This is a genomic window from Arthrobacter sp. 10T44, assembly GCF_056393885.1.
Genome location: NZ_JBFTGT010000004.1, coordinates 277,605 through 303,573, shown reverse-complemented (window position 1 = coordinate 303,573; position 25,969 = coordinate 277,605). Strand labels below are relative to the sequence as shown.

General features: G+C 68.4%; 26 protein-coding genes and 3 tRNA genes. 21 read left to right on the top strand and 8 right to left on the bottom strand.

Annotation, left to right across the window (positions count from 1 at the left end):
• The first annotated feature begins 190 nt into the window (after positions 1–190).
• The 15 genes from AC1DBL_RS09370 to AC1DBL_RS09300 all read left to right on the top strand — a co-directional run bounded on the left by AC1DBL_RS09370 (position 191) and on the right by AC1DBL_RS09300 (position 11,678).
• Positions 191–263: transfer RNA gene (locus tag AC1DBL_RS09370), tRNA-Glu, on the top strand.
• Between the two features lie 114 nt (positions 264–377).
• Positions 378–451, top strand: a tRNA-Asp gene (locus tag AC1DBL_RS09365).
• 48 nt (positions 452–499) lie between these two features.
• Positions 500–575 (top strand) — tRNA-Phe (locus AC1DBL_RS09360).
• Positions 576–946: 371 nt separating this feature from the next.
• Positions 947–3,703 (top strand): ABC transporter transmembrane domain-containing protein, encoded by a 2,757-nt coding sequence (locus AC1DBL_RS09355; protein WP_476925978.1) that lies wholly within the window; start codon positions 947–949, stop codon positions 3,701–3,703.
• 169 nt (positions 3,704–3,872) lie between these two features.
• Positions 3,873–4,319, top strand: a complete 447-nt coding sequence (locus tag AC1DBL_RS09350; RefSeq protein WP_476925977.1) for a hypothetical protein — start codon at positions 3,873–3,875, stop codon at positions 4,317–4,319.
• Positions 4,320–4,430: 111 nt separating this feature from the next.
• A complete protein-coding gene (locus AC1DBL_RS09345) occupies positions 4,431–4,889 on the top strand; it encodes an Asp23/Gls24 family envelope stress response protein (protein ID WP_441417980.1) in 459 nt (152 codons plus the stop codon).
• Positions 4,886–5,077 carry a hypothetical protein gene (locus tag AC1DBL_RS09340; protein ID WP_441417979.1) on the top strand — a complete coding sequence of 64 codons (192 nt, stop codon included), beginning with the start codon at positions 4,886–4,888 and terminating at the stop codon, positions 5,075–5,077. Before AC1DBL_RS09345 ends, AC1DBL_RS09340 begins: the two co-directional genes overlap by 4 nt.
• Positions 5,074–5,442: a hypothetical protein gene (locus tag AC1DBL_RS09335; protein ID WP_441417978.1), complete on the top strand. Its 369-nt coding sequence runs from the start codon at positions 5,074–5,076 to the stop codon at positions 5,440–5,442. The genes AC1DBL_RS09340 and AC1DBL_RS09335 overlap by 4 nt, the downstream gene beginning before the upstream one ends.
• Positions 5,439–6,125 carry a hypothetical protein gene (locus AC1DBL_RS09330; protein WP_476892912.1) on the top strand — a complete coding sequence of 229 codons (687 nt, stop codon included), beginning with the start codon at positions 5,439–5,441 and terminating at the stop codon, positions 6,123–6,125. The genes AC1DBL_RS09335 and AC1DBL_RS09330 overlap by 4 nt, the downstream gene beginning before the upstream one ends.
• Positions 6,122–6,733, top strand: coding sequence for a hypothetical protein (locus AC1DBL_RS09325; RefSeq protein WP_441417976.1), 612 nt, complete (start codon positions 6,122–6,124; stop codon positions 6,731–6,733). Before AC1DBL_RS09330 ends, AC1DBL_RS09325 begins: the two co-directional genes overlap by 4 nt.
• A 251-nt stretch (positions 6,734–6,984) precedes the next feature.
• Positions 6,985–8,274 (top strand): ABC transporter substrate-binding protein, encoded by a 1,290-nt coding sequence (locus tag AC1DBL_RS09320; protein WP_441417975.1) that lies wholly within the window; start codon positions 6,985–6,987, stop codon positions 8,272–8,274.
• A gap of 6 nt (positions 8,275–8,280) precedes the next feature.
• Positions 8,281–9,318 carry a carbohydrate ABC transporter permease gene (locus AC1DBL_RS09315; protein WP_441417974.1) on the top strand — a complete coding sequence of 346 codons (1,038 nt, stop codon included), beginning with the start codon at positions 8,281–8,283 and terminating at the stop codon, positions 9,316–9,318.
• Complete coding sequence (locus AC1DBL_RS09310; protein ID WP_441417973.1) at positions 9,315–10,205, top strand: carbohydrate ABC transporter permease; 891 nt, start codon at positions 9,315–9,317, stop codon at positions 10,203–10,205. Before AC1DBL_RS09315 ends, AC1DBL_RS09310 begins: the two co-directional genes overlap by 4 nt.
• A 24-nt stretch (positions 10,206–10,229) precedes the next feature.
• Positions 10,230–10,484: a hypothetical protein gene (locus AC1DBL_RS09305; RefSeq protein WP_441417972.1), complete on the top strand. Its 255-nt coding sequence runs from the start codon at positions 10,230–10,232 to the stop codon at positions 10,482–10,484.
• Positions 10,485–10,580: 96 nt separating this feature from the next.
• Positions 10,581–11,678: a LacI family DNA-binding transcriptional regulator gene (locus AC1DBL_RS09300; protein ID WP_476892911.1), complete on the top strand. Its 1,098-nt coding sequence runs from the start codon at positions 10,581–10,583 to the stop codon at positions 11,676–11,678.
• Positions 11,679–11,727: 49 nt separating this feature from the next.
• Here the strand turns inward: AC1DBL_RS09300 and AC1DBL_RS09295 are convergent, their stop codons facing one another.
• Both AC1DBL_RS09295 and AC1DBL_RS09290 read right to left on the bottom strand, forming a co-directional pair.
• Positions 11,728–12,639: a DUF8083 family protein gene (locus tag AC1DBL_RS09295; RefSeq protein WP_441417970.1), complete on the bottom strand. Its 912-nt coding sequence runs from the start codon at positions 12,637–12,639 to the stop codon at positions 11,728–11,730.
• 31 nt (positions 12,640–12,670) lie between these two features.
• Entirely contained in the window at positions 12,671–13,477 is an 807-nt protein-coding gene (locus tag AC1DBL_RS09290; protein WP_441417969.1) for an exodeoxyribonuclease III, read from the bottom strand.
• A gap of 157 nt (positions 13,478–13,634) precedes the next feature.
• On the opposite strand from AC1DBL_RS09290, the gene AC1DBL_RS09285 reads away from it, so the two are divergent.
• Genes AC1DBL_RS09285 through AC1DBL_RS09265 form a run of 5 tightly spaced genes read left to right on the top strand, consistent with a single transcriptional unit; the run spans position 13,635 to position 18,606 of the window.
• Positions 13,635–15,134 (top strand): CoA-acylating methylmalonate-semialdehyde dehydrogenase, encoded by a 1,500-nt coding sequence (locus tag AC1DBL_RS09285; RefSeq protein WP_476892910.1) that lies wholly within the window; start codon positions 13,635–13,637, stop codon positions 15,132–15,134.
• A complete protein-coding gene (locus tag AC1DBL_RS09280; RefSeq protein WP_476908952.1) occupies positions 15,134–16,240 on the top strand; it encodes an enoyl-CoA hydratase/isomerase family protein in 1,107 nt (368 codons plus the stop codon). The genes AC1DBL_RS09285 and AC1DBL_RS09280 overlap by 1 nt, the downstream gene beginning before the upstream one ends.
• Entirely contained in the window at positions 16,233–17,231 is a 999-nt protein-coding gene (gene mmsB / locus AC1DBL_RS09275) for a 3-hydroxyisobutyrate dehydrogenase (protein ID WP_476925976.1), read from the top strand. The genes AC1DBL_RS09280 and mmsB overlap by 8 nt, the downstream gene beginning before the upstream one ends.
• The gene (locus AC1DBL_RS09270) at positions 17,228–18,004 is read left to right on the top strand and encodes an enoyl-CoA hydratase (RefSeq protein ID WP_476892907.1); all 777 of its coding nucleotides are present in this window, start codon (positions 17,228–17,230) and stop codon (positions 18,002–18,004) included. The genes mmsB and AC1DBL_RS09270 overlap by 4 nt, the downstream gene beginning before the upstream one ends.
• Positions 18,005–18,051: 47 nt before the next feature.
• A complete protein-coding gene (locus AC1DBL_RS09265; RefSeq protein ID WP_476892906.1) occupies positions 18,052–18,606 on the top strand; it encodes a hypothetical protein in 555 nt (184 codons plus the stop codon).
• 10 nt (positions 18,607–18,616) lie between these two features.
• On the opposite strand, the gene AC1DBL_RS09260 is transcribed toward AC1DBL_RS09265, so the two are convergent.
• The 4 genes from AC1DBL_RS09260 to AC1DBL_RS09245 form a co-directional block, all read right to left on the bottom strand.
• Positions 18,617–19,249 (bottom strand): class I SAM-dependent methyltransferase, encoded by a 633-nt coding sequence (locus AC1DBL_RS09260; protein ID WP_441417963.1) that lies wholly within the window; start codon positions 19,247–19,249, stop codon positions 18,617–18,619.
• A gap of 117 nt (positions 19,250–19,366) precedes the next feature.
• Positions 19,367–19,795, bottom strand: a complete 429-nt coding sequence (locus AC1DBL_RS09255; RefSeq protein ID WP_441417962.1) for a DUF1761 domain-containing protein — start codon at positions 19,793–19,795, stop codon at positions 19,367–19,369.
• A gap of 57 nt (positions 19,796–19,852) precedes the next feature.
• Positions 19,853–20,359 carry a MarR family winged helix-turn-helix transcriptional regulator gene (locus tag AC1DBL_RS09250; RefSeq protein ID WP_441417961.1) on the bottom strand — a complete coding sequence of 169 codons (507 nt, stop codon included), beginning with the start codon at positions 20,357–20,359 and terminating at the stop codon, positions 19,853–19,855.
• Positions 20,360–20,361: 2 nt separating this feature from the next.
• Positions 20,362–22,095, bottom strand: coding sequence for an AMP-binding protein (locus AC1DBL_RS09245; RefSeq protein WP_441417960.1), 1,734 nt, complete (start codon positions 22,093–22,095; stop codon positions 20,362–20,364).
• A gap of 292 nt (positions 22,096–22,387) precedes the next feature.
• On the opposite strand from AC1DBL_RS09245, the gene AC1DBL_RS09240 reads away from it, so the two are divergent.
• Positions 22,388–23,521 (top strand): acyl-CoA dehydrogenase family protein, encoded by a 1,134-nt coding sequence (locus tag AC1DBL_RS09240; protein ID WP_441418173.1) that lies wholly within the window; start codon positions 22,388–22,390, stop codon positions 23,519–23,521.
• A gap of 51 nt (positions 23,522–23,572) precedes the next feature.
• On the opposite strand, the gene AC1DBL_RS09235 is transcribed toward AC1DBL_RS09240, so the two are convergent.
• Complete coding sequence (locus tag AC1DBL_RS09235; RefSeq protein WP_476925975.1) at positions 23,573–25,330, bottom strand: sensor domain-containing diguanylate cyclase; 1,758 nt, start codon at positions 25,328–25,330, stop codon at positions 23,573–23,575.
• Between the two features lie 11 nt (positions 25,331–25,341).
• The gene (locus tag AC1DBL_RS09230) at positions 25,342–25,956 is read right to left on the bottom strand and encodes a DinB family protein (protein ID WP_441417958.1); all 615 of its coding nucleotides are present in this window, start codon (positions 25,954–25,956) and stop codon (positions 25,342–25,344) included.
• Between the last annotated feature and the right edge of the window lie 13 nt (positions 25,957–25,969).

The following is a 25,969-nucleotide window of genomic DNA, read 5'->3' as shown; positions in this document are numbered from 1 at the left end:
TCATCCGCACAGCCGCATGGGCCCTGTCCAGAGCTTATTCCCGGGTTGTGGAGTGGATTTTGGAGATTCCGGAAGTTGGCCCTATAGTTTTATAGGTCCAGTTCGGAGGAACCCGAAGGGAACAAAAACGGAAGGCTTCGGCCCTTAATTTTTGCCCTTGTTTCAGTGGGTTTTACCGGATGGCGTCCTGGCCCCCATCGTCTAGCGGCCTAGGACACCGCCCTTTCACGGCGGCGGCACGGGTTCGAATCCCGTTGGGGGTACGCAAGGAACTGGTCAAGCCGGATGAAAAAGTCTGGTAGGCTAAAGGCCTTGAAAAATTGCAGTAGCGATACTGCAGGCAGCAAGAAACAGCAGTAAACAAGCAGTAAAAGCAAGGCCCTGTAGCGCAGTTGGTTAGCGCGCCGCCCTGTCACGGCGGAGGTCGCGGGTTCAAGTCCCGTCAGGGTCGCTCTGATTGCCAGAAGAAATTCCGGCCGTCATGGTGACACGTCACCTAGGCTCTGTAGCTCAGTTGGTAGAGCGTTCGACTGAAAATCGAAAGGTCACCGGATCGACGCCGGTCGGAGCCACCACTGGGAAGCATCAGTTCATAAACGAACTGGTGCTTTTCTTCTTTAACCCACCCGCCGCTCCGTAATGGCCCTATTGCGGCGTGAAACGGCCCCTCTGGAGCAATCGAGGATGCCCGGAAGCTCGGTCCGAACCTGCAGGCACTACGCAGAGGCTACGGATAGACAGGACGCGGCGCAGGGGGTAGACATTGAGCGAACCCATGGCGTAGAGGGGGAGGACGCTCAGTGGAGATCGCCGACAGCTCGGATCTGCAGGAGACGGACACCGTTGGGAAGTGTCCGTGTGCAGGGGCCCGCTTCAACCCCGCTGCCTGCGGCCGCCTCGCCCGGCGCCGTCGGAGCGGCCGCTTCGCCGGGCAAAGGGCGCCCAGATGTTTGTGACTTTTTGGCGGTTTCGCCGCGCCTTGGCACCACGCGCCGCGGCGTTGGCCGCCGGAGCTGCCCTGGTGGTCCTCGCGGCTGCCCTGCAGGTGGCGCTGCCGTGGCCCCTGAAAGTCATTGTCGACGATGTGCTCAAGACCCCGGGCGCTGCGAGCAAGAACGAGTTCCTGCGAACGTTCGGTGCGGCCGGGCTGGAAGGTCAGCAGCTGCTGGTGGTGGCAGTTGCGTGCCTGTTGATGTTCACCCTGGCGAATGCGGCGGCCAACTATTTTGGGGCGCGGCTGCTCAACGGCGTCGGAGAGCGGGTAATGGCATCCGTCCGCTCCGAGGTGTTCACCCACCTCCAGCGGCTCTCCCTGTCCTTCCACGACAAGCAGAGGCTCGGGGATCTGGTGACTCGGGCGACCACGGATGTCGACTACGTGCGCGCCATGATCATCTCAATGCTGGCTGTCCTGGTACCCAACATCCTCATTCTGGCTTTCATCACGACGATCTGCATGGTGGTTGATCCGGGCTTCGCCATGATTGCCCTGGCGGTCTCACCGGTGTTGTTCGCTACGGTGCTGATGTACCGCCCCCGCATCAAGGCTGCGTCCCGGGCCGCGCGGAGAAGGGACAGCGACATTGCCTCCACGATGGCGGAGACCTTCTCCTCGGTGCGGGTTATGCAGTCCTCTTCCAGCGAGGCGCGCCATGAGGCCGATTTCCAGCTCCGCAATGCCGCGCGGATGAATGCGGGCCTGAGGCTGGTCCGGTTGCAGGCAGCACTGTCCCCGCTGGTGGATGTCATCGTCACACTCGGCACCGTCGTCGTGCTCTGGGCGGGCGTGCAGCGGGTGCTGGACGGTTCAATGACGCTGGGACTGTTGCTGGTCTTTCTGGCGTACCTCAAAGCCCTTTACGATCCGATGAAGGAACTTTCCAAGCTGACGACGGTCATGAGCCGGGGCCAGGTCAGCGCGGAGCGGCTCCAGGACGTCCTCAGCACCGCCCCGGCAATCACGGACCCGCCCGGTGCCCCGCCGGCGCCGCGGCTGGCGGGCGCGGTGGAGCTGCGAGATGTCGACTTCCACTACGACGATTCCGAGGTGCTGCACAAGATTAACCTCCGTGTGGAGCCGGGCCGGATGATTGCGCTGACCGGGCCCACCGGTGCGGGCAAGTCAACGGTGGTCAGCCTTATTCCGCGGCTCTACGACGTGACGGGCGGCGCTGTTCTCCTCGACGGCGTGGACGTCCGCGAACTGCAGCTGGCCTCGGTGCGCCAGCAGATCTCGATGGTCCTGCAGGAATCCATCCTGTTTCACGGCACCATCTACGACAACATCGCCTACGGATCGGACAACGTCACTCCGGAACAGGTTTTCGCCGCAGCCCACGCCGCGCATGTCGATGAATTCGTTGATCAGCTGCCGCTGGGCTATGACACCCCGGTTGCCGAGCGGGGCGTCAGCCTCTCCGGCGGACAACGCCAGCGCATCGCGATCGCCCGGGCCCTGGTCCGCGATACACCGATCGTCATCCTCGATGAGCCCACCTCCGGCCTGGACGCCATCTCCGAACAATACGTGATGGAGGGAATGGACCGGCTGATGGCCGGGCGGACTGTCATCGTGATCGCGCACCGCCTCTCCACTCTCCGGCGCGCGGACAAGATCTACGTGCTGGACCACGGGCGGATTGTGGAAAGCGGTAACCACCGGCAACTCCTCGCAGCCGGCGGTCTCTACAGCCGGCTCGACGGGCTGCAGGGGGCCCAAGATCCTCCAGCCTTGCCGCTGCCTGCGCGGGGCGCGATCCGCGAGGGAACGCCGGCGAGGCCCGCGACCTCGGGAGCCCTCCCCTGGCGGATCGGAAGGGAGGGCGCGCTGGAGGTGCTGTTGGTCCACCGGCGCCGTCATCAGGACTGGTCCATCCCCAAGGGAAAAGCCCAACCGGGCGAGACGGACCAGGAATGTGCGCTGCGGGAAGTGGGCGAGGAGACGGGTCTCGTCTGCCGGGCCGGTGCGGAGCTGCCGCAGGTGACCTATCTGGACCGCCGCCGGCGCCTCAAGACGGTGCGCTACTGGGCCGCGGAGGCCCAGGGCGGCGTCTTCTCGGCCAACGATGAAGTGGACGAGGCCCGCTGGTTCAGCATTCCGGCGGCGCTGCGCACGCTGAGCGAACCACGCGAACGGCCCGTGCTTCTCGCACTGGGCGGCGTCCTGGAGCGGGAACTTGGGATCCGTGCGGTGCCGGCCCGGGACAGGATGCTGCTGCTTATCCGCGGGGCCACGGCAACACCCCGCCAGCTGTGGGACCACTCCGAACTCACCCGGCCGCTGGCCCACGAAGGACGCACGACAGCCCGCTCCCTCGAAGGACTCGGCTCGTTCTTCGAAATAAACCGGATCCTCTCCGCGCCGGCCGCCCGGTGTATCGGCACTGTTGAACCGCTGGCACGCCGTGCATCCCTGACGGTGGAAGTGGCCAGTGATCTTTCCGATGGCCGCATCGAACGGGCGATGCGGCTCGTCGACAACGCCCGCGGCACGGGGACCGTGCTGTGCACGCATGAGGATGTCATCGCCTCGGTCCTGGACCGCCTGGCCGCGCGCGACCGGACAACCCTCGACAGCCGCGCCGGCCGCCGGCGCGGCTCGGTCTGGGCCCTGACCGGGGACACGTCACGCTACACCGGCGCGTATTATCTCCCCATGCCCGAGGCGGTCCGCCTGCCCGAACAGCGCGCGACCAACAATTAGCTGTCCAACGCCGCGCGGGACGATAATTCCCTCGCCCGACACGGGCGCCGTGACCAGGGTTGGGGACACGCCGGCACTCCCGGCTAGACTCGCACGCTGGGGAAGAACGCCATCGCTGCGGACAGTCCCTGGACGGATCCGCGGCGCACGCCCGACCAGAAGAGTGATTTTGACGAAAACTGCACGCCCGCTGACCGTGACCGCCCTCCTCGCCGCCCTGGCGCTAACCGCCTGCTCTGCGCCGGAAGCCGCGGCCCCGCCGTCGTCGTCGGCCCCCGCACCGTCCGCCTCCGCGACGCCCAGCCCCACCAAGTCCTCCGGCCCCTATGGCGACTTCCCGACGGCGGCCGAGGCCTGCAAGACGATTTCGGAGCAGGCCACGGGCGCCTCGCTGTTCCCGCTCTCGGCGGCACAGGGCAAAACCGCCGAACTTGAGCAGCTCAAGGCCGAACTCAGCCGCACGGCCGAACGCGTACCGGACAGCCTCAAGGCCGACTTCGCCAAACTCAACGAGGTCGCCGTCGCGGGCCTGAGCGACCAGACCGCCTATTCCAGCGGCAAGTTCCAGGACGCCATGGCTCCCGTGACCGGTTGGATTGCCGCCAACTGCAAGTAGCTCCTCGGGCACATGGCTCCCGGGTCCGAAGCGGCCCGGAAATCCAGGCGATGTGGCCCCACCGTCGGCCCTAAGGGCTAGGGTGGTGTCAAAGAGAAGGGGGAGTGCCAGATGGAGTACCAGAATCCTCAGTCCGCGGATCCCGGGGTGGGTCTGCCGGCGGCGGCCCGTGCCGCGACCGGCCGCACCGTGATTTCCGAAGCCGCTGTCGCCAAGGTTGCCGGCATCGCCGCCCGCGCCGTTCCCGGCGTGTATTCCCTGGGCACCGGGCCTTCCCGCGCCCTGGGCGCCATCCGCGACGCGGTCGGCAGTTCGGACCACGCTGCCGGGGTGCGCGCCGAGGTCGGCGAGACCCAGGTGGCCGTGGACATTGACCTCGTGGCGCTCTACGGCACCCCGCTGCATGCCTTGGCGGACCAAATCCGGGCGGCTGTCTATGCCGCCGTGGAGGAACTCGTCGGCCTCCAGGTCATTGAAGTCAATATCGAGATCCATGACGTCTTCGTCCCCGGTCCGCCCAAGCCCGCGGCCTCCGGCGAGGCACGACCCACGAGGGAGGCCCTGCAGTGAACCTGACCGTAGTCGGCATTGCGGCCGGCGCTTTCCTGGCTTTCATGTCCTTCACGTTCGGGGCCTGGGGCTTCCTCGGCTCCCTGCTCTTCATGGCCGTCGGAGCCCTGCTGGGCCGTGCGGCGGAAGGGAAACTGGACCTGCGCAGCGTCGTCGATGCCCTCACGGGCCGGCGATCCTCCTCATGAGTTCCACCGCCGGACGGCTGCTGGCCGGACACAACCGGATCAGCACCCAGGCCCTCACGAGCGTGGCGCGGGCCGCAACTGCGGAGGCGCTCGGTGTGCCGCCGCAGGACGTCCGGGCCGACTGGGCCGACGACGACGGCCTGCTGGCCCTGTCCCTCGTCACGCCTATCGCCGTCCCGTCGCTCACCGCGGTGCTCCGGGACCCGGCCCGCGTGGCATCCTTCGGCGGCCCCATCTGGGACCGTGCGGTGGCCGCGAAGGCGGAGATTCTGCGCCGCGTCACGGAGCTCAGCGGCGCGCAGCTGAGCCGGGTGGACATCCGCATCAGCGGGGCCAGCGTCAGTGACGGAGGGCGGGTCCGGTGAGCCAGGCCGCCGAACGCCCCTACGGCGGCGCCGGGTCCCCGGAGGCCGCTGGCACGGGCACCCACCCAGCCGGATCCGGTCCCGCCGCGAGTCCCGGGGCAGACCCAGGCGACGCCGTAACCGAGCGGGTCCTAGCCCGCGAGACCAGCTCGTCCCGGGCGTCAGCCGCCGTCATCGCGGCAGTCCTGGTGATCGGGCTGTGCGTCTACGCCCTGCTGGAAACGGCGGTGCGGGCCGTTGGGCAGCCGCCGTGGCTGATCGATCCGCAGACCGCCGCCGAGAAAGTCATCGCCCTCCCGGCCGGAGTCCCGCCGCTCCTGCTCGGCGTCGTCGGCGCGGTGCTGTTCGCGGCCGGGCTCTTTTTCTTCCTCAACGCGGTGTTGCCCGGACGGCGGGCCCGGCACGTGCTCGCCGACGCACGGGCCGCCGTCGTGGTCGATGACGAGGTGATCGCCTCGGCGCTGGCGCGGCGCGCCCGGCTCGCCGCCAACGTGACGCAGGAGCAGGTGATGGTGGTGGTGTCCCGGCGGCAGGTGCTGGTCAACGTCCGGCCCACCTCCGGTGTGCCGCTCCGCGCAACGGACGTCCAGTCCGCCGTGGAGGCGGAGCTCCGAGACATGGCGCTCTCGCCCCTGCCGGAGGTCCGGGTCAACCTGGCCTCCTCGGGGGTGATCGGCGCGTGAACGGTACCCCGCGGATCCTCAACCGGATCCTGATCGGCATCCTCGGCGCCAAGCTCCTGGTCATCGGGGCCCTGCTGATCCTGCTGGCCACCGTCCCCGCCGTCGGCCGCTGGTGGCAGTACTGGTCGGCGGGGGTATGGGCCGGCGCCCGCGGACTCTTCGACCGCACCCGCTTCCCAGGGGGGACCGAGAGCTGGCTGTGGATCGTCATAGTGGTCCTGCTGCTGCTCGTCATCGGGGTCATGGTGGCCTGGCTGGCGCAACAGGGCAAAGGCCGCGCGAACCTGCTCGTCGCCGAGGACGACGCCGGCGAAGTGCCCGGCAATGTCCGGATCGGCGGCGGTGTGGCGGAACAGGCCCTCCGGGCGGCACTGGCCGACCGGCCTGACCTGGCCGGCGCCACGGTGGCCACCTACGAGTTTGCCGGCGAGCCGGCCCTGCGGATCCGGGTACAACCGCGCCAGGGCGTCGCCCCGCACATCCTGGCTGCGGAGGTCTCGGCCCTGGTGGAGGCACTGGATGCCGTGATCGGGAAGCGCACACCCGTGCTGATTCACATCGGCTCCGGCGCTCGGTCCAGGTTCGGCCGCGCCGAACGCGTCCGCTGAGCCGACGCCGGGCTTCGGCCGGCTGACGGTGAGGTCTTGGACACATTTGCCCCACCGGAAACGCAGGCCCCAGCCCGATGGCAACCCCGCACCGCCGCGGCAACGCGCGGAATGACCGCCGCCGCAGGCGGTCTCCATTGCGTAAAGGTTTAATGTAAACGCTTGCATTCCTCACCGCCGGGTCGCTAGTGTGATGGTCACCACACCAACTGCACCACCGGTCCAGCCGGTACTCAGCGAGGAGCACCTGTATGAAATCCCGTAATTACCTACTTCCCGTAGCCGCGGCCGGTGTCTTGGCCCTCTCCCTCTCGGCCTGTGCTGGCGGGGGAGGCGGCGGTGGCACCACGGGCGGTGGCGGCGGCGGCGACGCGGCAGCCAACCTGGACGGGCGCGGCCCCATCACCTACGTGCAGGGCAAGGACAACAGCAACGTGGTCCGGCCGCTGATCGAAAAGTGGAACGCCGCGCACCCGAACGAGAAGGTGACGTTCAAGGAGCAGACCGACCAGGCCGACCAGCAGCACGATGACCTCGTCCAGAACTTCCAGGCCAAGAACGCCAACTACGACGTGGTCAGCGTTGACGTCGTCTGGACCGCCGAATTCGCGGCGAAGGGCTGGCTGCAGCCGCTCAAGGACAAGATGGCACTCGACACCGCCGGAATGCTGAAGCCAACCCTCGACGCCGCGTCCTACAAGGGCACCCTGTACGCCGCGCCGGAGTCTTCCGACGGCGGCATCCTGTACTACCGCAAGGACCTGGTTCCCACGCCGCCCAAGACCTGGGACGAAATGATGGGCATGTGCTCGATCGCCAAGGCCAAGAACATGGGTTGCTACGCCGGCCAGTTCTCGAAGTACGAGGGCCTCACGGTGAACGCCTCCGAGGCGATCAACTCCTTCGGCGGTTCCGTGCTGGACAAGGACGGCAAGCCGAGCCTGAACACGGAGGAAGCCAAGACCGGCCTCAGCAACCTCGCCAAGGCCTACGCTGACGGCAACATTCCGAAGGAAGCCATCACGTACAAGGAAGAGGAATCCCGCCAGGCCTTCCAGGACGGCAAGCTCCTGTTCCTGCGCAACTGGCCGTACGTCTACAACCTGGCCACCACCGAAGGATCTTCCAAGGTCAAGAACGTGCTGGGCATGACCGCACTCCCGGGCAAGGACGGCCCCGGCGCCTCCTCGCTCGGCGGCCACAGCGCCGGCATGAGCGTCTACTCCAAGAACAAGGCCACCGCGCTGGACTTCCTGAAGTTCCTCACCACGGAAGAAACGCAGAAGTTCTTCGCCACGCAGGGTTCGCTGGCTCCGGTGCTGACCAAGCTCTACGACGACAAGGAACTGGTTGCGAAGCTGCCGTACCTGCCGGTGCTGAAGACCTCGATTGAGAACGCCGTCCCGCGTCCGGTGACCCCGTTCTACCCGGCCGTTACCAAGGCCATCCAGGACAACGCATACCCGGCCATCAAGGGCGAGAAGGCAGTGGACGCAGCGCTGTCGGACATGCAGAAGTCCATCGAAACCCAGTCAAAGTAGTCCAAAATGGCAACTGAATTGGGCCCGACGCCGGTTAAGAAGCCGGCGTCGGGCGGGACCGAGCTCCACCACGCACCCAAGGGGGTGGGGGAGGACAACGTGATCGCCAGCCAGGGCAGGTGGGCGTCCTGGCTGCTTGCCCCCACCATCATCGCGCTGGCTGTCGTTATCGTTTACCCGATTATCAGCGCCATCGTGATGTCCTTCCAGGCCGACGCCGGCCTGGATCCGGCCACCGGCCTCTTCACCGAGGGCGGCCCAGCCGGCTTCTCGAACTATGTCAACTGGATCGCCCAGCAGTGCACGTCGCCGGACGGCGGCACAGTCGCCTGCCCGCCGGGGACCCTGGGTTCCCAGTTCTGGTCCGCGACCGCCACGACGTTCTTCTTTACCGTTGTGACCGTGGCCCTGGAGACCGTGCTCGGCTTCTGGATGGCCATGATCATGGCCCGCACCTTCAAGGGACGCAGCCTGGTCCGCGCCGCAGTGCTGGTGCCGTGGGCCATCCCCACCGCCGTCACTGCCAAGCTGTGGCTGTTCATCTTCGCGTTTGAGGGCATCGCCAACAAGCTCTTCAACACGACCATCCTGTGGACCGGCAGCGAGTGGCCGGCCAAGTGGGCGGTCATCATCGCCGACGTCTGGAAAACGACGCCGTTCATGGCGCTGCTGATCCTGGCCGGCCTGCAGATGATTCCTGCCGAGGTGTACGAGGCAGCCAAGGTTGACGGCGCTTCGGCCTGGCAGCGGTTCCGGATGATCACCCTGCCGCTGGTGAAGCCGGCGCTCATGGTGGCCATCCTCTTCCGCACCCTCGACGCGCTGCGCATGTTCGACCTGCCGTACATCCTGACCGGCGGGGCCAACAACACCACCACGCTGTCCATCCTGGTGATCAACCAGATCAGGCAGGGCTTCAACGTGGCGGCGGCACTGTCCACCATTACGTTCATCATCATTTTCCTTGTCGCCTTCATCTTCGTGCGCTTCCTTGGCGCGAACGTGGTGGAGCAGCAGACCGGCGCTAGTAAGGGGAAGAAATGACCACCGCCGCGACCGAGCTGCGCGCGCAGCAGGACCGGGGGCGCAAGGTCGCCCAGAACCGGGAAAAGTGGGCCCAGGGCCGGACCTACATCAGTGCCCTGGTGATCCTCATCTGGTGCCTCGCCCCGGCCTACTGGATGGTGGTGACCGCCTTCCGCGACGTCGGGTTCACCTACGACACCTCGATCCTGCCGACGCACGTCACGCTGGACAACTTCAACACCGCGTTCGATACGTCCTTCGGGAACCACTTCGGCCAGGCGCTGCTGAACAGTGTGTTCATCGGCGTCGTGGTGACCGTGGTCTCGCTGCTGATCGGCGTCTTCGCGGCCTACGCCCTGGCCCGGTTGAACTTCCGGTTCAAGTTCCTTGTGCTGGGCTTCATCCTGGGGGCCTCGATGTTCCCGGGCGTCGCCCTCATCACCCCGCTGTTCCAGCTGTTCACCAACATCGGCTGGATGGGTACCTACCAGGCCCTGATCATCCCGAACATCTCGTTCGTGCTGCCGCTGACCGTCTACACGATGACGTCGTTCTTCCGCGAAATGCCGTGGGAGCTCGAGGAATCGGCGCGGGTGGACGGCTGCACGCAGGGCCAGGCCTTCCGGAAGGTGATCATGCCGCTCGCGGCTCCCGCCATCTTCACCACGGCCATCCTGGCGTTCATCTCCTCGTGGAATGAATTCCTGATCGCCAGCCAGCTTTCGTCCGACGCGACCCAGCCGGTCACCGTCGCCATCGCGAGCTTCGCCGGCGCACAGCCCAACCAGATCCCCTACACGGCGATCATGGCGGCTGGCACCATCGTGACCATCCCGCTCGTGGTCCTGGTGCTGGTGTTCCAGCGCAAGATCGTGGCCGGGCTGACGGCCGGCGCCGTCAAGTGACGGTTTCCTGATGGCGGACTACTGATGGCACGCGGACAGAACCAGGGTGAAATCCACCCCACGCACCGCAGGGTGCGTTCGGGCGAGGACTTCGACATCATCATCGGGTTCCTGGGCTTCTGGGCGCTGGTCCTGCTGGCGGTCACCGTCTGGATGGAGGTGACCGCCCAGCCGGCCGTCGGCTGGGCGCTCGGGCTGCTGGCGACGCTGCTGGCCCTGTACGGAATGATCCGGCTCCGGCGGCGTTTGCCCGGCCGGACGGCCACCCGGCGGCGCTGAGGGCGCACGCTGGGGCGGATCGGAAACTAGGAAGGACCGGCGCCGTGGGGGCGGCACGCTAGCCGCGCTTCTGCGGGTAGCCGACAAGGGGATACGGTGGCACGGACAACAGACAGGGCGCAACGCGGCGGCCACTCCGGCGTCAGCATCGAGGATGTGGCGGCCGCCGCGGGCGTCTCCACCGCCACCGTCTCCCGGGCCGTCCGGGGGCTGCCCAGAGTCTCTCCCGCGACCCGGGAAAAGATCCTCGAAATCGCCGAGGCCCTGGGCTACGTGGCCTCCTCCTCGGCGTCGGGCCTGGCCACCGGCCGCACCCGGACCATCGGGGTGCTGGCCCCGTTCGTGAGCCGCTGGTTCTTTTCCAAGGCCATTGAAGGCGCGGACCGGGAGCTGCACGGCCGCCAGTACAACCTCTCGCTCTTCAACCTGGGCGGTCACGGGAGCCACCGCGAGCGGCTGTTCAGCAAGACCATGGTCTACAAGCAGATCGATGCGCTCCTGGTCCTCTGCATGGCCCTGAGCCGCGAGGAACTCGAGCACCTGCAAAAAATCGACATCCCGCTCGTCGTGGTGGGCGGCCACGTCGAGGGCTGCGCCTACATCGGGATCGACGACTACGAGGCCGCCTCCACCGCGGTGCGCCACCTCATCGGCCTGGGCCACAAGGACATCGCGCTGCTGCACGGCGACGACGAAACAGACCTGAACTTCGACGTTCCGCGGGTACGCATCAAGGCGTTCCAGGATGTCATGGCCCAGTCCGGGCTCGACGTCCGGCCCGAATGGGACGAGTGGGGCGACTTTACCGTCCGCAGCGGCCAGGACGCGTTCAAGCGGCTCTGGGACCGGCCCGGACCGAAGCCCACCGCGATCTTCTGCGCCTCGGACGAGATGGCCATGGGGGTCCTGTTCGAAGCCCGCCGGGCGGGCGTCCGGATACCGGAGGACCTGTCCGTGGTGGGGATCGATGACCACGAATTCTCCGCCGCCGTCGGCCTCACCACCGTCGGCCAGCGCCCCGACGAGCAGGCCGAGCTCGGTACCAAGATGCTACTCGATGAGCTCGACGGGATTGCCGGGGCCGTGCGTTCCACGGTGGCTCCGCACCGGCTGATCGTGCGGGACACGACGGCGGCCCCGTTGCTTGCGGTGCCGCTCGCCCCGGCTTCCGGCCAGGGATCCCGGCGGGCTTAGGCCGCGGGGTTCGGCGCCGGGACCAGGCTTCGGCGCCGGCGGTACGGGCTCAGGAGGCGCGGGCCAGCTGCCGGATCGGAATCCAGCGGGAGGCAAGACGCCGGTAGGCGGCCGCCGCTCCGGTCATGTCACCCTCGGCAAGGCACTCGATCCCCAGCCGCACGTCCATCGGGGACTCGTCCGGGTAGACCTTGTCCGCCACCGCGCCGTAATCAAGCTCCACGACCGACTCGGGGTGGAAGAGTTCGAGCCACTCGGTGAGCTGGGTCAGGTCCTCCAGCATGTCCAGGTCCGGGGCAGCGAGGGCAAGATGCGCGACGGCATGCCGGACCCGTTCCAGTGCGGCGGCGATCGTTGCCCGGATGCGCACGGTGACAATCCGGCCGTCGGACTCCACCACGTCCGTGGGATCGGATTCCTGGAAGAGGCAGAACCAGCTGAACGGAATGCCCCAGGTCGACGCGCGGGTGTGCACCCGGCCAAGCCCCTCGCGCGCCTTCACCTGGTCGATGCGTTCCTGGTGCCGGTCCCGCTGCTCCTCGGGGATCAGCAGCTGCGCCAGCGGGCCGTGGATCCCCTCCATCAACGCGTTGGCGGCCAGACCGGCGCGGAGCACCAGCTGGCTTGGGCAGTACAGCAGCCTGGCCGGCAGGACTTCGCCGTCGCCGATTTCCTCCCCCTTGCCGGCAGCGTCGTTGCGGGCGGCGGCGGAACCGCTGACGGCCAGCACACGCACCAGGTCGGTCTGTCCGGTGGGGAAGGGATCCCCGCCGGGGCGGGTGATGCGGCCCAGGGAGGCCAGCAGCTCGGCGTTCTCCACCGCGGCGCGGGACTCCGCGCGGGCACCGGCGGTCCGCAGGGCCGCCTGTTGCTCGGCCGGGAAGGCCTCCAGCGGCTCGTAGACCCGGAGCGTGGAGGAGAACGGCAATCCGGCCTGGCCACGGTAGAGGTTGCCCGTCATCGCGGGCCTGCGCTTCCCTGGCGGGCGTCCATCAGTCGGCCAGCTCCACGATGACCGGGGCGTGGTCCGAGGCGCCCTTGCCCTTGCGCTCCTCGCGGTCGATCGAGGCCCCCGAGACCCGGGCAGCCAGCGCGGGGGAGGCGAGGACGAAGTCGATCCGCATCCCCTCCTTCTTCGGGAAACGCAGCTGGGTGTAGTCCCAGTACGTGTACACGCCCGGCCCGGGCGCGTGCGGGCGGACGACGTCGGTGAACCCGGCGTCTTCGAAGGCGTGGAAGGCCGCGCGTTCCGGTTCGCTCACATGCGTCAGGCCCTCGGCGCGGAAGTAGTCGATGTCCCACACGTCCTCGTCCCGCGGGGCGATGTTCCAGTCACCCATCAGCGCGATCTGCGCCTCCGGGTCGGCCCGGACCCAGCCCTCGGCGTGGGCGCGGAGCGTGTCCAGCCAGCTGAGCTTGTACGGCATGTGCTCATCATCGAGCGCCCGCCCGTTGGGGACATAGAGGCTCCAGACCCGGATCCCGCCGCAGGTCGCACCGATCGCGCGGGCTTCCTGCACCTCGTCCTTGCCGCCCTTGCCAAAGACGGGCTGGTTCATGAAGGTGCGCTCGACGTCGTCGAGCCCCACCCGAGAGGCGATGGCCACCCCGTTCCACTGGCTCAGGCCGAAGTGCGCGACCTCGTAGCCCATCCGCTCGAACAATTCCCAGGGAAAGTTGTCGTCCTTGCACTTGGTTTCCTGGATGGCCAGGACGTCACAGTCGGTGCGCTGCAGCCAGGCCTCAACGCGGTCGGCACGGGCACGGAGCGAGTTCACATTCCAGGTAGCAATCTTCACAGTTCCTAACTTACCGTTCCTTGGCCGGGCGGCGGTGCGGCAAGTACGCGCCGGACAGGGCAGGCCGCTGCGGCCGGGCACTCTGGAGATTAGTAGGAAGTCCGAGTATATTCGGGTGCAGAGATGATCTAGGTCACATGCAAAGGAGCATTCCATCATGGTTCGTGAGCTTTCCCATTACGTCGGAGGACAACACGTGGAGGGCACCTCGGGGCGCTTCAGCGACGTCTACGATCCCTGCACCGGCGAGGTCCAGGCGAGGCTTCCCCTGGCCAGCGCCGAAGAAGTCCGAAACGTGGTCGCCAATGCGGAGAAGGGCCAGCTGGAATGGGCTGCCATGAACCCTCAGCGCCGCGGCCGGGTCCTGCTGAAGTTCGTGGACCTGGTCAACCAGAACATGGATGAGCTCGCCACCCTGCTGTCCTCCGAGCACGGCAAAACCTTCCTGGATGCCAAGGGCGACATCCAGCGCGGCATCGAAGTGGTCGAGTTTGCCGCCGGTGCCCCGCACCTGCTCAAGGGCGAGTTCTCCGACAGTGCCGGGACCGGCGTCGACGTCCACTCGATGCGGCAGCCGCTGGGCGTCGTCGCCGGCATCACGCCGTTCAACTTCCCGGCCATGATCCCGCTCTGGAAGTCCGGTCCGGCCCTGGCCGCCGGCAACTCCTTCATCCTCAAGCCCTCCGAGCGGGACCCCTCCGTGCCGCTGCGGCTGGCCGAGCTGTTCACCGAGGCCGGGCTGCCGGACGGCGTGTTCAACGTGGTCAACGGCGACAAGGAGGCCGTGGACGCGCTGCTGGAGGACCCCCGCGTCCAGGCCATCGGCTTCGTCGGTTCCACCCCGATCGCGCAGTACATCTACGCCACCGCCGCCGCGCACGGCAAACGCGCCCAGTGCTTCGGCGGCGCCAAGAACCACATGGTGATCATGCCGGACGCGGACCTGGACATGGCCGCGGACGCCCTGATCGGCGCCGGATTCGGCTCCGCCGGCGAACGCTGCATGGCGATCTCGGTGGCCGTCCCGGTGGGCAAGGCCACCGGCGACGCACTCGTCGCAAAGTTGCAGGAACGGATCGCGGACCTCAAGGTGGGCCACAGCCTCGCCAAGGACTCGGACTTCGGGCCGGTCGTGGCCGCTTCCGCCAAGGAACGGATCGAGGGCTACATCGCCTCCGGCGTCGAGGAAGGCGCCAGCCTGCTTACGGACGGCCGCGGCCTCAAGGTGGAGGGCTACGACGGCGGGTTCTGGGTAGGCCCGACCCTCTTTGACAACGTCACCAAGGACATGAAGATCTACCAGGAGGAGATTTTCGGCCCGGTGCTCAGCGTGCTCCGCGCCGAGGACTACGACGAGGCCCTGCGACTCTGCAGCGAGCACGAATTCGGCAACGGTGTGGCGATCTTCACCCGCGACGGTGACGCCGCCCGCGACTTCGCCAGCCGCGTGCAGGTGGGCATGGTGGGCATCAACGTCCCGATCCCGGTGCCGATCGCCTACTACACCTTCGGCGGCTGGAAGGCCTCCGGGTTCGGCGACCTCAACCAGCACGGCGCCGACGCCTTCCGCTTCTACACCAAGACCAAGACGGTCACCACCCGCTGGCCCTCCGGCATCCGCCAGGGCGCCAGCTTCGTGATGCCGGAAGGCAGCTGATGGCGGCCCGGCCCTCCGAAGAGACCGCAGGAGAATCCGCCGAGGTCCTCTTTGAGCGCCGCGGCCGGCTCGGCGTCATCACGCTGAACCGGCCCAAGGCCGTCAACGCGCTGACCGCCGGCATGGCGGCGGCGATGCTGGACCAGCTCACCCTCTGGGCCGACGACGACGCCGTCGCCGCCGTGTTGGTCCGCGGCGCCGGCGAACGGGGGCTGTGCGCGGGCGGGGACATCGTGGCGATCTACCGGGACATGCTCGACGGCGGCGACGCGACGGCGGATTTCTGGGCCGTCGAGTACCGGCTGAACCTGCTGATCTCGGACTACCCCAAGCCCTACGTGGCGTTCATGGACGGACTGGTCCTGGGCGGCGGGGTGGGAATCTCCGCGCACGGCTCGGTCCGGATCGTCACCGAACGCACCCGGATGGGCATGCCGGAAACCACCATCGGCTTCGTGCCCGACGTCGGCGGGACGCTCCTGCTGTCCCGCTCGCCCGGCGAGACCGGCACCCACGCCGCCCTCACCGGGGCGCATCTGAGCGGCGCCGACGCGCTGTTCCTGGGCCTCGCGGACACCTTCGTGCCCTCTGCAGAGCTCGCTGAACTGGCCGCGGCGCTGGAAACCGAACCCGTGGACGCCGCCGTCGCACGCTTCGCCGGGGAAGCACCCCCGTCGGTCCTCGCCGCGCAGCAGGAATGGATTGACGCCTGCTACTCGTCCGACGACGCCGAAGAGATCCTGGACCGGCTCCGCACCGTGGGCGGCGAGGCCGCCGACGTCGCTGAGACCATCGCGGGCAAGTCCCCCACCGCCGTGAAGGTGGCGCTCGCCTCGCTGCGCCGCGCCCACGGCCTGAGCCTGGCCGAAGCCCTGGAACAGGAGTACCGGGTGGGCCTGCGGTTCCTCGCCGGGCCCGACTTCCGCGAGGGCATCCGCGCCCAGGTCGTGGACAAGGACCGGACGCCGCACTGGCAGCCGGCCAGCCTGGCCGAGGTCAGCGGCGACGACGTCGAGGCCTACTTCGCGCCGCTGGGGGAGCGTGAACTGCAGCTGTCGCCGCAGGCGAAGAGTTCAGAGACGAACATGGAGAAGAACAATGTCTGAGACCGCTGCGCCGGAAACCGCTGCGCCCGCCCTTGGCGCCATCGCCTTCCTCGGCCTGGGCCACATGGGCGGCCCGATGGCCGTCAACCTGGTCAAGGCCGGCTACACGGTGACCGGCTACGACGTGGTGCCGGCGGCGCTGGAAGCCGCGCGGGCCCACGGGATCGCGACCGCGGACACGGCCGCCGAAGCCGTCGCGGGCGCCGCCGTCGTGCTGACCATGCTGCCCAGCGGCAAACACCTGCTGGACGCCTACCGCGGCACCCCGGGACAGCCGGGACAGCACAGCGAGCCGGGACAGCACAGCCAACCGGGACTGCTGGCCGCCGCGGCGCCGGGGACCATGTTCCTGGACTGCTCGACCATCAATGTGGACGAGGCCCGCGAGGCCTCGGCCCTGGCGGTGGCGGCCGGCCACCGGGCCGTCGACGCCCCGGTCTCCGGCGGCGTGGTCGGAGCCGAAGCCGGAACGCTGACGTTTATGGTTGGCGCGCTGGAGGAGGACTTTGAGGCCGTCAAACCGATGCTTGAGGTGATGGGTAAACGCGTGGTCCACTGCGGCGGGCACGGCGCCGGGCAGGCGGCCAAGATCTGCAACAACATGATCCTGGGCGTCTCGATGATCGCCGTCAGCGAGGCCTTCGTGCTCGGCGAGAAGCTCGGGCTGACACACCAGGCGCTCTTCGACGTCGCCTCCGCCGCGTCGGGGCAGTGCTGGGCGCTGACCACCAACTGCCCCGTGCCCGGCCCGGTCCCCACCAGTCCCGCCAACCGCGACTACCAGCCGGGGTTCGCCGGGGCGCTGATGGCCAAGGACCTGAAGCTCGCGCTCAACGCGCTCGAAAGCACCGGCGTCGCCGCCCGGCTGGGCCCGCTGGCCTCCGAAATTTACGATACCTTTGCCGCGGAAGGCGGTGCCGGCCGGGACTTCTCCGGCATCATCACCGACATCCGGGACAAATCCGAACATCAGCCGAGGGGACAGGCATGACCGACTACGCAAACATTCTGGTGGAGCGCCGCGGCCGCGTGGGGCTCGTGACGCTCAACCGGCCAGAGGCGCTGAACGCCCTGAACAAGGCCACCATGGACGAACTCGTGGCCGCCGTGTCCGCGATGGACACCGACCCCGGGGTCGGCGCCGTCGTGGTGACTGGCTCGGCCAAGGCCTTCGCTGCCGGCGCGGACATCAAGGAGATGCAGTCCAAGGGCTACATGGAAATGTACGCGGCCGACTGGTTCCGCGGCTGGGAGGACTTCACCCGGCTCCGCATTCCCGTGGTGGCGGCGGTTTCCGGCTTCGCCCTGGGCGGCGGCTGTGAACTGGCGATGATGTGCGACTTCATCATTGCGGGGGACAACGCCAAGTTCGGCCAGCCCGAAATCAACCTCGGCGTGCTCCCCGGAATGGGCGGCTCGCAGCGGCTCACCCGCGCGGTGGGCAAGGCCAAGGCGATGGACATGATCCTCACCGGCCGCTTCATGGACGCCGCGGAAGCCGAGCGCGCGGGGCTCGTGTCCCGCGTGGTTCCGGCCGCCGACGTCGTGGAGGAAGCCGTCAAGGCCGCCGAGGTGATTGCCTCCAAGTCCAAACCGGTGGCCATGGTGGCCAAGGAAGCGGTCAACGCGGCCTTCGAAACCGGGCTGGCCCAGGGCGTGCTGTTCGAACGCCGGGTGTTCCACTCGCTCTTCGCCACCGAGGACCAGAAGGAAGGCATGGCGGCCTTCAGCGAAAAGCGGCAACCCGACTTCACCCACCGCTAAGCGGCGCCTGCTTGCCGCAGCGATCCAATTCCGACAGCGAGGCGGCCATGCACGCAGGCTTTCTGGGGGTGGGGGCGACGCCGGAGGAGGTCCGGGCCGTGCTTCCCGGCGACGGGCTGGTCCCGGTCCCGGATGTGGTGATGGACCGGGGCTTCGGGCTGCCGGCCCCGCCCGACGCCGTCTGGCCGTGGATCGTCCAGCTGGGCAAGGAACGTTCGGGTTGGTACCTGCCTGGCTGGGCGGAAGCCCTCATTCCGGCCCGGCGCCGCGCCCTGCGGACCATTGATCCCGCACTCCAGGACCTCAGCGCCGGGGACGTCATTGCTGATTGGGGCGGCCCCAATGCCAGCTTCGAAATCGTCGAGGTGGACCCGCCAAAGGCGCTGGTGCACCGCTCGCAGCGCGGTGCGCTCACCATCAGCTGGGCGATAGTGCTGCGACCGTCGTCGGGCGCGGCAACCGGGACGCGGGTGCACCTGCGGCTCCGGCTCGCCGGCGTTAGACGCCGACGACTCGTGGAACTCGGCGGGGGCCTGTTCGATCTCCTGACCATCGCCGGACTCGCGGCCGGGCTGCGGGAAAGGCTGGGCACCCGGGGGTGACGCGGCCGCGCTAGGCCTTGCGCTTGGCGCGGAGCACCGAATCCCGGACCGTCACCGGTGCGCCGTCGGAATCTGCGGTGGCCCGCGGCCGGGACGTGCAGGTGACGATCTCCCACTCGTGCGGATCGAGCTCCGCCGCGAGCTGCTCGGCGGTGAAGAGCAACCCCGGGGCGGAGGGCCGGCGCACGCTGGTCTCCAGGTCCGAGGGGTGGTGGCCGACGATCAGCAGCGTCCCGCCCGGTGCCACCGACGCGGCGAGCCGGCTGTAGACGCTGTCGCGCTGCGGGGCGGGCAGGTGCAGGTACTGGGCGGAGACCAGGTCGAAGGTCCCGGCCGGCGGCGGCGAGGCCGTGAGGTCCTGGTGCTGCCACGTGATGCGGGCGGCGGTCTCCGGGTCGTCTTCGAGGGCGGCGGCCGCCCGGGCCAGGGCCACGGACGAGATGTCCACCGCCGTCACCCGCCAGCCGCGCCGGGCAAGCCAGGCGGCGTCGGCGCCTTCTCCGGCGCCGACGTCGAGGGCGGAACCGGCCGCCAGGTCCGCCACCTCGGCGACCAACTGGGGGTTCGGTTGCCCGCTCCACACTGAGCCGTGCTGGCCGTGCTGGCGGTACCGTTCGTCCCAGAACGATTCGTCGAATTCCATGCAGCTCTCCTCCGGTGCCCGTGCCGTGCGGCAGGGCGCCTGCCGCCTATCCAGTCTAGGCACGCCCGCCCGTCCCCGGGGCGGCGCGGAATGGCAGCGCCTGCCGCTGCTGAAAGGCTACGCGGCGCTGATCCCGAACAAACCGATGATCAGAGCCATCACCATCAGGGTTACGAGCTCATGGGCGCAGTTCAGCACGGTCAGGCCAACGGGGCGGCCCTCGAACGCGTCGTGCGTGATGAAGCGGGCGGCCGTGAACCCGGCCCACAGGATCAGGGCGGTAACCAGGGTGTTGGCGAGGAAGTTTCCGCCGTAGAAATGCTGCGAGATGGCGGCGGAGCCAGCCAGCACCCAGGCGCTGACAAAGCTGACCACCAAGGTGATCAGGATGGGCTTGACGGCGTCCCTGGCGTCCCCGCTGGGGCTGACCTTGGCGATGCGCATCCAGTAGTTGCCGAACACTTTGGGCGTGTACCAGACGGACCCGACCACCATGCTGGACAGCGTGGCCAGCAGTACCGCCCAGATGTTGATCTCCGGAATCATGGGGCTCTCCTCACCTCCTGGCCGTCCGGCCGACGGCCCGCAAACGAAGTGTACGGCTTAGCCGCTGAAGTCCCCGGCATTGCGCCGGAAGTTACCGAGGATCCGGATCAGCTGCTCCACATCCTGCTCCTCGAAGCCGGATTGGCCGAAGACCTCCGAGTTCAGCACCGCCGTCGCCCGCTTGGCCAGGGTGCGCCCCTCCGAGGTGAGCTCGATCAGCGTGGTCCGTCCGTCGGTGGGGTGCGGGGAGCGGAGCACCAGCCCGGCTTCCTGCAGCCGGTCGACGGCGTTGGTCACGGACGTAGGGTGGACCTGGAGCAGGGCGCTCGCCTTGTTCATAGGGAGCGCCCCGCTGCGGGCAAAGCTGAGCAGGGCCAGCAGTTCGTAGCGCGCGAACGTCAGCCCGAAAGGCTTGAGCGCGCTTTCGATCCGTGCCAGCAGGATCTGCTGGGTCCGCATGACGGCCGTGATGGCAGCCATCGGGGCGGCGACGTCGGCCCAGCCGTGCCGTTCCCAGTTCCGCTGGGCGTCGGCGATCGGATCACGCGGCAGCGGGGTGCCCATGCCTAGCCCTGCCCTTTCAGCCCGGGGAAGTCCGCCTCCGAGTACTCTGTGCCGAGGCCCTCCGGCACGCCGCCGGCCCCATGCCGCAGTTCCTCGCTGTGCCGAAGCTCCACCCGCCGGATCTTGCCGGAAATGGTCTTGGGCAGCTCGGCGAACTCCAGCCGGCGGATCCGTTTGAACGGCGCCAGGTGCTCGCGGCAGTAGCGCAGGATGTCCTCGGCCAGCTCGGGCCCGGGTTCGTGGCCGGCCGCCAGGACCACGAAGGCCTTGGGCACGGACAGTTTGAGCGCGTCGGGGGAGGGGACGACGGCGGCCTCCGCCACCGCCGGGTGCTCGATCAGCACGCTCTCCAGCTCGAACGGGGAGAGCCGGTAGTCGGAGGACTTGAAGACGTCGTCGCCCCGGCCCACGTAGGTGATGATGCCGCGTTCGTCCCGGCTGGCCATGTCACCGGTGTGGTAGTAGCCGTCGCGGAAGGCCTCGGCCGTCTTTTCCGGGTCCCCGTAGTAGGCCTTCATCAGCCCGACGGGCCGCGGGTCCAGGCGCAGGCACAGCTCGCCGTCGTCGGACTCCTCCCCGGTGGCCGGGTCCACGAGGACGACGTCGTAGCCGGGCAGCGGCCGGCCCATCGCGCCGATCTTGATCGGCTGGCCCGGGGTGTTGGCGATCTGCACGGTGGACTCGGTCTGTCCGAAGCCGTCCCGGATGGTCTGGCCCCAGGCGCGGTGGACCTGGTCGATCACTTCGGCGTTGAGCGGCTCGCCGGCGGAAACCACCTTCGTGGGCGGGTTCTTGAGCAGGGTCAGGTCGGCCTGGATCAACATCCGCCAGACCGTGGGCGGGGCGCAGAAGCTCGTCACCCGCTCGCGGTCCATCTGCTCCATCAGCGCCTTCGCGTCGAAACGCTCGTAGTTGTAGATGAACACGCAGGCCTCGGCGATCCAGGGCGTGAACACGTTGGACCAGGCGTGCTTGGCCCAGCCTGGTGAGGCGACGTTCAGGTGCACATCGCCCGGCTCCATCCCGATCCAGAACATGGTGGACAGGTGGCCCACCGGGTAGGAAGTGTGGGTGTGCTCCACGAGCTTGGCCTTCGAGGTGGTGCCGGAGGTGAAGTAGAGCAGCAGGGTCTCGTCGGCCAGGGTCGGCGCGTCCGGGCTGAAGTCTTCCGCCGCGCCCGCGGCCTCGCTGTACTGAAGTGCCGCTGTGTTGGTTTCGGCGTTGCCGGCGGCGCCAATTTCGATCAGGCGGTAGTCACCCGGGACGCCGGTGAACTTGTCGATGTTGGCGCTTCCGACGGCGGCCCAGCTGGCCCCGCCGCGTTCCACCCGGTCCTGCAGGTCGGCCGGACCCATCAGCGTGGTGGTGGGGATCATCACGATCCCGAGCTTGATGCCGGCCAGCATCAGCTCCCACAGCTCCACCTGGTTGCCGAGCATGATGATCATCCGGTCCCCGCGGCGCACGCCCTGGGCCCGGAGCCAGTTGGCCACCTGCGCGGAGCGCGCCGAAAGGTCAGCGAAGCTGCGCCGCGTGGCCGTGCCGTCCTGCTCCACGATCACCAGGGCGGGCTTGTCCGCCTTGGCCGGATCGGCGGCGATCTGGTCGAACCAGTCCAGGGCGAAATTGAACTCCTGGAAGCGCGGCCATTTGAATTCCTGCCGGGCGGCGGCGTAGTCCCCGCGCAGGGCCAGCAGCCTGTCCCTCGCGGCGCGGAATTCCTCAGTGACGGTCATGGTGCACCTTTCGCAGCCGGTCGCAGCCAGGCGGTCCGGTGGCGGCCGCCGCTGGCCTAGTGATCCACATCACTGTGCAATATACTAGGACATCCAAGGGTTTGGAAGAGCCGATGTTGCTGCCGATGCGCGGCACATTACGAAGGGATATGTGCCCGTGCAGTCACAAGGAAGTGCCGGCGGACAGACCGCCGTCCAGGCAATGGCAGGCCAGGCAACGGCAAGCCGCGGCGGCGCCGCGGAAAGTTCGGCCCAGGCCCCGGCAACTCCGCCGTTCCCGGACGCAGACCTGATGTACATCGTGGACCTCCTGCCCGCGGACGAGCGGGAGCGCTACCAGGGGATCCGGGATTTCCTGCAGGCCCGGATCCGCGCCGCATCGATCGACTACTGGAACCGCGAGGAGTTCCCCTTCGGCCTGCTCGCCGAGCTGGGCAAGCACGGCCTCGGCGGCCTGCAGACGGACGGCAGCTCCAAGCTCTTCAAGGGGCTGATGTATGTCGAGGTGGCGCGCGCCGACGTCTCGCTCTCGGCGCTGGTGGGGATCCACAATGAGCTGATCGTCGGCATGATCGACGAGCTCGGCTCGGAGGAGCAGAAGGCCCGCTGGCTCCCGGGGCTCACCGCCTTCACCCAGCTCGGCGCGTTCGCCCTGACCGAGCCGGACCACGGCTCGGACATCGCCGGCGGACTGTCCACCACGGCGCGGCTGGAGAACGGCGAATGGGTGATCACCGGAGCCAAACGCTGGATCGGCGCCGGCACCATCGCCGACTTCGCCCTGGTCTGGGCCCGCGACGTCGCGGACCAGCAGATCAAGGGCTTCATCGTCGAGACGGACCGGCCCGGCTACACCGCCACCAAGATCGCGAACAAGATCGGCCTGCGGATCATGCAGAACGCTGACATCGTCCTGGACGAGGTCCGCATCCCGGAATCCAACCTGCTGCCCGGTGCCACGGACTTCTCGCGGGCCAACGAGCTGCTGCGGGACTCGCGCGCCTGGGTAGGCTGGCAGGCCGCCGGCATCCAGCTGGCCGCGTTCGACGTCGCCCGGGCCTACTCGCTGGAACGCAAGCAGTTCGGCAAGGAGCTGGCGCGCTTCCAGCTCGTGCAGCAGCAGCTGGCCGAGATCCTCGGCAACGCCAGCGTCTCGCTGGCGCTGATGGCGCAGCTGGCGCGGATCCAGCAGGAGGGCAAGCTGGACATGGTGCAGGCCGCCATGGCGAAGTCCACCACCACCCGGCTGGCGCGGGCCTCCGTCGCGATGGGACGCTCGCTGTTGGGCGGCAACGGGATCAGCACCGACTACGAGATGGGCAAGCTCTTCGGCGACGCCGAGATCCTCTACACCTACGAGGGGAGCTACGAGATCAACTCCCTGATCGTGGCGCGGGCCGTTACCGGGAAGTCCGCTTTCGTCTAGAGTCCGACGCGTCCGCGCTCCGGCCGGCCGCGGCCGCGAGCCGAGAACGCCCTAGCGGGAGGCGCCGTAGCGTTCGCTGCGGTTGCGGCCGGCGTGCTTGGCCGCGTACAGCGCCCGGTCCGCGCAGGCCAGCAGGCTGTGGCTGCCGGCGTCGCGGAGTTCGCAGACGCCGGCCGAAACCGTGATGGAGCCGACCTCGCCGAACGGCTCCGACTCGATCGCCCTACGGGCCCGTTCCGCCGCGAGCAGGGCCTCGGCGCCGTCCGTCCCCGGCAGCAGCCAGACGAATTCCTCACCGCCGAAGCGGGCCACGATCTCATCCTGGCGGGCGACGCCGCGGAGCCGGGCCGCGACATCCGCGAGCACCACATCGCCGATGATGTGGCCGAAGGTGTCGTTGACCTTCTTGAAGTGGTCGATGTCGAGGACGACGGCGCTGAGGCTGGTGCCGCGGGTGGCCGCCAGTTCAATCTCGTGCGAGAGGTGCTGCTCGAGGGCACGCCGGTTGGGCAGGCCGCTGAGCTGGTCGGTGGTGGCCTGCAGCTCCAGGCTGGCCCGGGCCTCGGTGTTGCCGATGGCAATTTCCACCAGTTCGGCGAACTGGGCCAGCCGTTCCAGCATCACCTCGGTGACGCCCGTGCTGGACTTCGAGGTCAGGTTAACCACGCCCCACAAACTGCCGTGGACCCTGATCGGGGCGCCCGCCGCGGACTGGAAACCTCCGGCCCGCATCTGCTCGGCGGCGGGGCCCCCTTCCGGGCCGTAGACCACCAGGGCGGGCTTGCCCGTGACGGCGACGCGGACGGTGGCCGAGATGTCGGTCGGCGAAAAAACGTGCGTGCGGCTCAGGGTGGGCGGCAACGCCGGCGCCATCGCCACGATTTCCGCTGACAGTGCGCCGGTGAAACGGACGACGGCGGCCGAGTCCACCTGGAAGAGGTCCCGCACAATGAAAGCGACCTGCTCCGAGATGGCCGCCGGGGCGGCGTTGCGGGCGACGGCGGTGGCGATCTCGTGCAGCGCGGCCCACGTCTGTTCCTGCCGGAGCCGATCGGTGACGTCGACCGCCACCACCATGCCGGCGGTGGCGTCGTCGTCGGAGTATACGGGGCCGGCCTTCAGCCGGTAGGTGCGGGGCCCGATCTGCCGGGTCCAGGAAACCTCCTGGCCGGACAGCGCGGCGCGGTAGCGGGGTTCCAGTTCGTTGGCGAGGGCGCCGTCGAGCACATCGTGGATCCGCCGGCCCTCGAGCTCGGCGGAGCGGTAGCCGAAGGCCTCCAGCTCCTGGCCCTCGGCGATCAGGTAGCGCAGTTCCGAATCGAAGAGCAGGACAAAGACGCCGGGGACACTGCGCGCCAGTGCCCGGTAGCGGTCGGTGTCGCGCTGCTGGCGGCGCTCGGCGAGCACCCGCTCGGTGATGTCCGTGACCATCACGAAGAAACCCTGAACCCCGCCGTCGCTCAGGTCCGGCATGTAGGAGACCTCGGCGAAACGCGTCGCACCTGCGGCATCCGTGAGCGTGCGCTTGAAAAGCTGCGGCTCGCCGTCGAGCACCTTGGAAATGTGGGGGTAGTTGGCCTCGTACACAGCGTCGCTGAGCAAATCCCGGATGTGGATGCCGTGCAGTTCCTCGGGGGAGACCCCGAACCACTCGCGGTACGCGTCGTTGGCCAGCCGGTTGCGCAGCTCGGCGTCCCAGTAGCCCACCATCGCCGGAATGCCGTTGAGCACGGCCCGCAGCTGGGCGGGTACCTCCGGCAGCGGCGGCTGCCGTGCGTTCTCCCGGGCGAGAGCGCTGTGAATATTCATTGCCCCAGTATCTATTGCGGCGGCTCCCGACGGAAAACCGGGGCTGCCGCCCGCGCGGCCGCCCGGGCGGCCGTCTCTATCCTGTTCCGGTGGGCCGCCCAATCCTCGCCGGTACGCAGCGTCAGGTTTGGGTCGCCGGGTCCTTTCCCGGCCGTCCCGTCGATGAGTTCGCGGAGGATGTCCGCATGGCCCAGATGCTGCGCCGTTTCAACGCACAAGTGGACCAGGATCTGCTGCAGCGTGACGTGCCGGCGGTCCTCGGCCCACCATGGAACCTCGCCCGGGGCGTCCAGCGGAAGGGCCTCGATGGTGGCATCGCTGTGGGCAGCGGCGGCGTGGTGCAGTTCCACAATCTGGTCCCGGGTCTCGTCCGGGGTCGCCCACAAGTCGGCATCCGGTTCGGCACCCTCTTCCAGCCAGGGCAGGGGCTGGGCGTGGGGGCGGCCGAACACTTCGCCGAAGTAGCCGATCTCGACGCTGGCCACGTGCTTGACCAGGCCCAGGAGGTTGGTTCCGGTGGGCGTCACGGGCCGGCGGACGTCGTACTCATCCAGACCGTCCAGCTTGGCCAGCAGTTCGGCGCGGCGCAGGCGCAGGTACCGGTGCAGAATCTCCTTCTCGTCCATGCCCGGAATCCTA